This window comes from Streptomyces sp. NPDC058955 (genome assembly GCF_042741435.1).
Classification (GTDB): domain Bacteria; phylum Actinomycetota; class Actinomycetes; order Streptomycetales; family Streptomycetaceae; genus Streptomyces.
Genome location: NZ_JBHYKM010000193.1, coordinates 1,345 through 8,633, shown reverse-complemented (window position 1 = coordinate 8,633; position 7,289 = coordinate 1,345). Strand labels below are relative to the sequence as shown.

Here is a 7,289-nt window from a genome sequence, read left to right as displayed (position 1 = left end):
GGGGGGGGGGGGGCGGGGCGGGGGGGGTGCGGGCGGGGGCCGGCCGGCCCCCCGGGCCCGGGGGCCGGGCGGGGGCGCGGCCGGCCGCCGACGCTCCCGGGACCGGCCGACTCCCGCCTGACGGGGCGGGCGGGCAAGAGGTACGATGCCCGCAAAGGTTTGAGCGGACCAGATGGGCGAGAGGGCAGTCGTGGAAGAGCTGACGGGCCGCGAGGCGGTGATCCAGCGCCTGCGGGACGTGGGCCTGCGGGTCACCGGGCCGCGCCTGGAGGTCCTTTCGGTGCTGGCCGCCGGCGGCCACCTCGACGTCGAGGCGATCACCGCGACCGCCCGCGAGCGGCTCGGCACGCTCACCAGCCAGGCCGTCTACGAGATGCTGCGCCACTTCCAGGAGACCGGCCTGGTCGGCAAGTTCGACCGGCCCGGGCTTCCGGCGGTCTTCGAGATCTCGGGCCCCCGCCACCAGCACGCCCTGTGCGTGAACTGCGGCCGGGTGGAGAACGTGACGGCGCCCGCGCCGGCGCCGCCGCGCGGCAGCCTGCCCGGCTGGCGGCCGGCCGAGACCGAGCTGGTCTTCAAGGGGCTGTGCCCCGATTGCGCGGAAGAGTCCGCCTGATCCTGTCCGTGCGGCTTCGCCCGTGAACCTCGTGCGGAACGTTCGAATGTGTGGCAGGGTCTGCCGGGGCGTTTTTTCGACGGGATCCGTGCGATCCGAGGGGAGTCTGCTGCCGCCGTGTCCAGGAACGCCGCCGGAGTACGTACAGGAGGCGAGCAGGCCCTCGCCCTCTACCAGGCGCTCCGCGCCGCGCCGGGCACCCCGCTCGCCGACGCGGCCCGCGGACTCCAGCTCACCGACGCCGAACGGAACCGGGCCCATGCCGAGTTGACCGAACTCGGGCTGGTCGGACCGGCGTCGGACGCGCCGTCGGTGGTCGCCCCCGACGTGGCCCTGCTCGGGCTGCTGCGGCACGAGCGGGACCGGCTGGAGAGCCGGCTCGCCGAGACCAGCCGCGCCCACACCGCCCTGGAGGCCCTCGCCGGACCGTTCCTGCGGGCCCGGACCGAACCGGGCTCCGAGGTCGAGGTGGAGATCGTCGACGATCCGGCGCGGATCCGCCGCGAGCTCGCCGACCTGACGAAGACGGCCCGGGGCTCGGTCCACACCATGGCGACCGGCTCGGTCCGGCGCGAGGAGATGGCCCTGGAGCTGGACCGGGACCGGGAGCGGGTGGCCCGCGGGATCCGGGTGCAGGCCATGTACAGCCACCGGGTCGGCCAGGTCCCCGAGATGGACCAGCACCTCGCCGCCCGCACCGCGCTCGGCACCGAGATCCGGCTCTCCCCCGTCGTCCCCATGAACATGGTGCTCGCCGACGAGTCCTTCGCCCTGCTGCCCACCGACCCCCGCGACCCCGACTCCCCCGCGATCCTGGCCCGCGGCCCGGGTCTGGTCCGCGCCTACCGGGCCCTGTACGCGTACTGCTGGCGCGCCGCCACCCCGTACGGCCACCAGGAACCCGACGCGCACGGCGGCGACGGACTGACCGAACAGCAGCGGGCCGCGCTGCGGATGCTCGCCTCCGGCATCAAGGACGAGCAGGTGGCGCGGAACCTCGGGGTGTCGCTGCGCACGGTCAGCCGGCTCATCTCCGAGGTGATGCAGGAGCTGGGCGCGGCCAGCCGCTTCGAGGCGGGCGTGAAGGCGGCCCGGCTGGGCCTGCTGGACGGCGAGAACGGCCCCGACGACCTCGGCGGGCCGGGACGCAGCGCGTAGCCTGACGGTCCGGGACGGTCGATTTCGCGACGACGAGGGGGGAGTTCGCCATGGTCACGACGGACGGCGGCACGGTGGGCGGCGGGACCGGGCTGCTGGTGACGCTCTATCAGGAGCTGCGCCGTCGCGGGGTGTCGAACTACACGGAGGTCGCCGCCGGCTTAGGCCTCGCGCCGGAGGAGTACGAGCGATGTCGGGCCGAACTGCTCTCCCTCGGCCTGATCGTCCCGACCACCAGCCGGCACGCCACCGCCGCCGACCTGCGGAACGAGGACTGGCGTCCCGAGGAGGACGCGGTCGCCTCGGTGGACCCGGAGATCGCCCTGCTGCGGATCCTGGACCGGGAGCGGGCCCGGCTCCGCGAACACCTCGCCGAGGCCGACCAGGCGTACGGCACCCTGGAGACGCTGGCCGGGACCTTCCTGCGGCCCGGCACCCTGGCGGGCTCCGAGATCGCCGTCGAGACGATCACCGACTACCGGCGGATCCAGCAGGCCCTGGAGGACATCGTCGACGTCACCCAGGAGGCGTCCTGCTCGATGTACCCCACGGGCCCGGCCCGCCAGGTCCCCGAGCGGATCTTCGAGCGGGACGCGCGCAAGCTCGCGCAGGGCATCCGGATCCGCGCGATCTACCGCACCCAGGACGCCGTGCGGCCCGAGGCGGCGGCCGTCCTCAAGCGCCGCGCCGAGCTGGGCGTAGAGGTCCGGATCGCCCCCGAACTCCCCATGACGATGGTCCTGGTGGACCAGCAGTACGCGATGGTGCCGCTGCATCCGGAGGAGCCCGGCCGGGGCGCGATCCTGGCCCGCGGCCCGCTGCTCGTCGGCTCCTGTCTGAGCCTGTACGAGCACTGCTGGCACACCGCCACCCCGTACGGCGACGACGTGGCGCCCGAGCGGGGCGGCGACGGCCTCTCGGAGCAGCAGCGGGCGGCGCTCCAGATGCTCGCGGACGGCATGAAGGACGAGAAGATCGCCCGGAACCTCGGCGTCTCGCTGCGCACGGTGAGCCGGATGCTCTCCGAACTCATGCAGGAATTGGGGGCGTCGAGCCGATTCGAGGCCGGGGTGCGCGCGGTGCGGCTCGGCTGGCTCGACTGATTCCCTCCCCGCATTCCCCATTCCTCCGCACGCGCGAAAGCCCCGCGATCGTGGCAGCGATCACGGGGCTTTCGGAATTCCGCGGCGTGCGGTTCAGTTCACCGGCGGCGCGGGGGTCGCGGTGGCCGTGGTGTGCGGCCAGTCGACGGTGACGCCGGCGTGCTGGACGGGGGTTTCCGGGGTGGCGTCGGGGGAGACCGCGTAGACGGCCGCGCCGGCGACGGCGAGACAGGCGGTGAGGGCGACCAGGAACTGGCGCACGGTCTTCTGCATTCCGGAGTTCTGCTCGACGGACATGATTCCTCCAGGATTCGTCAAAGCGCGAATGAGCTGATTCCCGTCTCCGGGGGCCCGTGCCGCCGGGCTCTCCCTGAGAACAACTCCATTCTGTCCGGGGCTCGTTGACGAATCCACAGTTCTCCCGTGCGTGGACCCGCCATGGCGCGAGTGCGTCAATCGGCCGCCGAATCAACGGAATTGACTGGTCCGTAGCGCATCTAATCTTTGGTCGAACCAAAAGAGATGCTAGACTCGTGCTACGGCCTTCTCGTTCCTCCAGGAGAGAGGGGCCGCCGGGGCAGGGGCGTGCCGCCGCCCTTGCCCCACCCGCGCCCGCCGCGGCCCGGCCGGCTCCCGTGCGGCCAGCGCGTCCTCGTACACCTCCACCGTCCGCGCCGCCGCGCCCCGCCAGCTCATCCCCCGGGCGTGCCCGGCCGCCGCCACCCCCATCGTCACCCGCGCCCGCGGATTCACCGCCAGCCACAACAGCCGGCGGGCGTACTCCACCGGGTCGTGGCCCCGGACGAGCAGCCCCGTCACCCCCTCCCACACCGCCGTCGGCAGCCCGCCCACCGCCGACGCCAGCACCGGCGTCCCGCACGCCTGCGCCTCCGCCGCCACCAGGCCGAACGACTCGCTCCGCGACGGCACCACCAGCACGTCCGCCGCCCGGAACCACTCCGCCAGCCGCTCCTGCGGCACCGGCGGACACGGCCGCAGCACGTCCGACACGCCCAGCTCCGCCGCGAGCCGCGCCACCGCGCCCTGCTCCCCCGCCCCCGAATGCCCGCCGATCACCGGGACCAGCAGCCGCTCGCGCAGCGGCGGCGCCATCCGCAGCAGCTCCGCCACCGCCCGCACCAGCACGTCCGGCCCCTTCAGCGGCTGGATCCGCCCCGCGTACAGCGGCACGAACGCGTCCGCCGGCAGCCCGAGCCGGACCCGCGCCGCCGCCCGCCCGGCGTCCGGCCCGGGACCGGGGGCGAAGGTCCGCAGGTCCACCCCCGGGCGGACGACCTCGATGCGTGCCGGATCCGCCCCGTACAGGCTCCGCAGCGCCCCGGCCTCGTCCGCCGTGTTCGCGATCAGCCGGTCGGCCTCCGCCGCCAGCCGCCGCTCGCCGAGGATCCGGGCCGGCGGCTCGGGGGCGTCGCCGTCGCCCAGGTGCGCGTTCTTCACCAGGGCCAGGGTGTGCGCGGTGTGCACCAGCGGGGTGCCCCAGCCGAAGGCGGCGATGCCGCCCGCCTGCCCGGAGAGCCAGTAGTGCGAGTGGACCAGGTCGTACCGGCCCCGCTCGCGCAGCAGGCCCAGCGCGAAGGGCAGCACCAGATCCGGCACCGCCTCCTTCGCCACCGCCCGGCGCGGACCCGCCACCACCTGCCGGACCCGCACACCGGGCGCCAGGTCGGTGAGCCGGGGCTCACCGCCGCCCTGGCAGCGGGTGAACAGGTCCACCTCCACGCCCTGTTCGGCGAGGGCCCGGGAGAGTTCGACCATGTAGACGTTCATGCCGCCGGCGTCCCCGGTTCCGGGCTGGTGGAGCGGGGAGGTGTGGACGCTGAGCATGGCGACGCGCAGGGACACGAGAGGCTCCTGAGGGGTGGGGGAGCCGCGCGCCCCGCGCGTGTCGCGCCGGGCCACGCGGCAGGGGTGACCGGTATCCGGCTTCTTGGTGACTGTTCGGCTTCCGGGTGGCTGTTGGGCTTCCGGGTGGCTGTTCGGCTTCTTGGTGACTGTTCGGCTTCTTGGTGGCTCAGAAGTGCGGGTCCGGCCGCGGCGGGCTCAGAAACCGAAGACCGGGCCCGACGGCGGGGAGAGCCGGGTGCCCGGCAGCGGCGGGATCAGCGCGTGCCAGTCCACCGGCCGCCCCGTCTCCACCCGCAGCGCCGCCGCCAGCCGGTCCGCGCCCTCCGGCATCACCGGCCGCGCCCACGCCGTCAGCGCCGACGCCACCGCCAACTGCGCGGCCAGCGCCGGCAGATGACGGCAGGCGGTGGTGGGCCGGCACCGCTCGTGCGCGTTGACGTACCCGAAGTCGGCCGCCGAGCGGACCATCTCGTCGAGGACGGCGACCGCCCGGCGCGGGTCGAAGGCGTCCGGGCCGTACGCCTCCCGCAGATCGTCCACCGCCCGGTGCAGCCGCCGCTCCAGGACCTCCCAGCCGGTGCCGCCGGGCAGCGCCTGCGGGGCGCGCCCGTCGCACTCCTCGCGGACCGCCGCGAAGAGCCGGGCCAGCCAGCTGTTCCAGTTCTCGTCCAGCTCCCGCCGGGCGGCGGCGAGCCGCTCCCGCCGGAAGACCGTCCGGCGGCCCAGCGGCCGGGCCTGGAGGACGTGCCGGCGCAGGGTGTCGGAGCCGTACTCGGTGAGCAGGTCGAGCGCCCACACGTTCCCCTCCCGCACCCCCTCCTCGATCACGAAGGACTCGTTGACGTTGAAGTCCTGCGGCAGCTTCACGCCCTGCGCGAGCAGCAGCACGGGCAGCAGCACCGCGTGGCAGAAGGAGTGCCCGAAACCGCAGAAGTGGATGGCGCGGGCCGGCAGCCGCCCCTCGGCGTCGTGCCCGAAGAGGTGCATCGCCGCCGCCTCGAAGCAGCCGTCGATCCGGTGCTCGGGGAAGCCCTCCACCGGCACCTCCAGACCCCACTCGGCCGGGTGGCCCACCGCGATGTCCGGCAGCCCGTCCTCCACCAGCGACTCGCACAGCGCGGCGAGCCGCGGCGGCAGCCCCGCCGCCGCCCAGTACTCGGCCAGCGTCTCCCGGAACGGCTCCAGGGGGATGTAGAGCCGGCGGCAGCGGCGGGCCACCGCCGGGGTGTCACAGACCGCGCAGCGCGCCCCGACGAGGTCGCCGCCGTCGTTGGGCCGGGCGCACTCGTGGCACATCCCGCCGTCGCTCGCCGCGCCGCAGTGCGGGCAGGAACCCGTGGCGTGCGCCCCGTACAGCCACCGCCCGCACGGCTCGCAGTACGGCAGCAGGCGGGTCCGCGGGGCGATGACCCCCTCCGCGTACAGCTTCGCGAAGAGGTCCCGCACCCAGCGCGCGTACCCCTTGTCGCGGCGCGGCCGGACGATGTGGTCGAACGCGACGCCGGAGCGCAGCCAGTCGGCGGTGATCGCGGCCCGGTACCCCTCCGCCACCTCCTCCGGCTTGCGGCCGAGCCGCAGCGCCCGGACCTCGACGGAGCTCGCGTGATCGGCGGTGCCGGTGGTGAACCGGACCGGTTCGCCCTCGGCTCGCAGGTATCTGGTCAGGACGTCGGCGGCCACGTACGGCCCCGCGAGGTGGCCGATGTGGAGTTCGCCGTGGGTGGCGGGCGGGGTCGCGGTGATCCAGACGGGGGTGCTCATGGAAGCCTCCTGAGCGTCAGCGAGGTGCGAGGGGCAGACGGGACGTCGGCGGGTGCCGGGCCGGTCGGCGGGGGGCCGGTCAGCGGGGGCCGGTCAGCGGGGCTCGAAGTGGAAGGAGCGGATGAAGCAGTCGCGGGGCTGCTCGACGGCGTAGACGATGCACTCGAAGAGCGCCTGCGTGGTGAGCTTGTCGTCGGCCGCGACCCCGCTCGGGTCGATGCCGTCCCACTCCGCGAAGCGCGGGTCGGCGGTCGAGAAGTCCGGCGGGAAGAGGGAGAAGACCCGCACCCCGGACGGCCGCAGCCGGCGGGCCAGGATGTCCGCGAAACCGGCCTGCGCGCTCTTCGCCGCCCAGAACGCCTCGTGCGCCCCGCCGGCGGCGGTCGCGGAGGCTCCCTCCGCGTCCCGCACGGCCACCATGTTCACGATGTCGGGCCGCAGCGAGCCGCGCAGCAGCGGCAGGAAGTGCTTGACCATGAGGACGGTGCCGCCGGCCGTGGACTCGATGGTCTCCACGATCTCCGCGTCGCTGGTCGCCTCCAGGTCCATGCCGTCGAGCCAGCGGGCGCCGTTGTTCACCAACAGGTCGACGCGGTCGGTGTGTTCGCCGACCCGGGCCGCGAACTCCCGGATCTCGGCGGGCCTGCTGAGGTCGCACCCGAAGGCGTGGATGCGGTCCCGGGCCGAGCCCAGCACCACGGCCCGGGTCCGCTCCCCCCCCACCCCCCTCCCCGCCCACACAAAAACCGCGGCCCCCAGATGGGCGAAAACCACGGCGAGCGCGC

The 7,289-nt window shown here is 74.6% G+C and carries 7 protein-coding genes; 3 read left to right on the top strand and 4 right to left on the bottom strand.

What is annotated here, in order from left to right; genetic code table 11:
• Positions 1-172: 172 nt before the first annotated feature.
• From ACFW1I_RS37095 to ACFW1I_RS37085, 3 genes are all read left to right on the top strand, one after another.
• Complete coding sequence (locus ACFW1I_RS37095; protein WP_384678319.1) at positions 173-616, top strand: Fur family transcriptional regulator; 444 nt, start codon at positions 173-175, stop codon at positions 614-616.
• 117 nt (positions 617-733) lie between these two features.
• Complete coding sequence (locus ACFW1I_RS37090) at positions 734-1,774, top strand: LuxR C-terminal-related transcriptional regulator (protein WP_384678317.1); 1,041 nt, start codon at positions 734-736, stop codon at positions 1,772-1,774.
• Between the two features lie 50 nt (positions 1,775-1,824).
• Positions 1,825-2,877 (top strand): LuxR C-terminal-related transcriptional regulator, encoded by a 1,053-nt coding sequence (locus ACFW1I_RS37085; RefSeq protein ID WP_384678315.1) that lies wholly within the window; start codon positions 1,825-1,827, stop codon positions 2,875-2,877.
• 93 nt (positions 2,878-2,970) lie between these two features.
• Here ACFW1I_RS37085 and ACFW1I_RS37080 read toward each other — a convergent pair whose 3' ends face one another.
• The 4 genes from ACFW1I_RS37080 to ACFW1I_RS37065 form a co-directional block, all read right to left on the bottom strand.
• Entirely contained in the window at positions 2,971-3,174 is a 204-nt protein-coding gene (locus tag ACFW1I_RS37080) for a hypothetical protein (RefSeq protein ID WP_384678313.1), read from the bottom strand.
• Positions 3,175-3,402: 228 nt separating this feature from the next.
• Positions 3,403-4,722 (bottom strand): D-inositol-3-phosphate glycosyltransferase, encoded by a 1,320-nt coding sequence (gene mshA, locus ACFW1I_RS37075; RefSeq protein WP_384678321.1) that lies wholly within the window; start codon positions 4,720-4,722, stop codon positions 3,403-3,405.
• Positions 4,723-4,938: 216 nt separating this feature from the next.
• Complete coding sequence (locus tag ACFW1I_RS37070; RefSeq protein ID WP_384678311.1) at positions 4,939-6,504, bottom strand: class I tRNA ligase family protein; 1,566 nt, start codon at positions 6,502-6,504, stop codon at positions 4,939-4,941.
• Positions 6,505-6,597: 93 nt separating this feature from the next.
• Positions 6,598-7,289: SDR family oxidoreductase (locus ACFW1I_RS37065; protein ID WP_384678309.1), on the bottom strand; the 692-nt coding region annotated here is incomplete at its 5' end.

What these genes read in the sequence shown, in the direction of transcription:
- ACFW1I_RS37095 (WP_384678319.1), top strand. Translation starts at nt 173, where the DNA reads ATGGGCGAGAGGGCAGTCGTGGAAGAGCTGACGGGCCGCGAGGCGGTG.
- ACFW1I_RS37085 (WP_384678315.1), top strand. Translation starts at nt 1,825, where the DNA reads ATGGTCACGACGGACGGCGGCACGGTGGGCGGCGGGACCGGGCTGCTG.
- ACFW1I_RS37080 (WP_384678313.1), bottom strand. Translation starts at nt 3,174, where the DNA reads ATGTCCGTCGAGCAGAACTCCGGAATGCAGAAGACCGTGCGCCAGTTC.
- mshA (WP_384678321.1), bottom strand. Translation starts at nt 4,722, where the DNA reads ATGCTCAGCGTCCACACCTCCCCGCTCCACCAGCCCGGAACCGGGGAC.
- ACFW1I_RS37070 (WP_384678311.1), bottom strand. Translation starts at nt 6,504, where the DNA reads ATGAGCACCCCCGTCTGGATCACCGCGACCCCGCCCGCCACCCACGGC.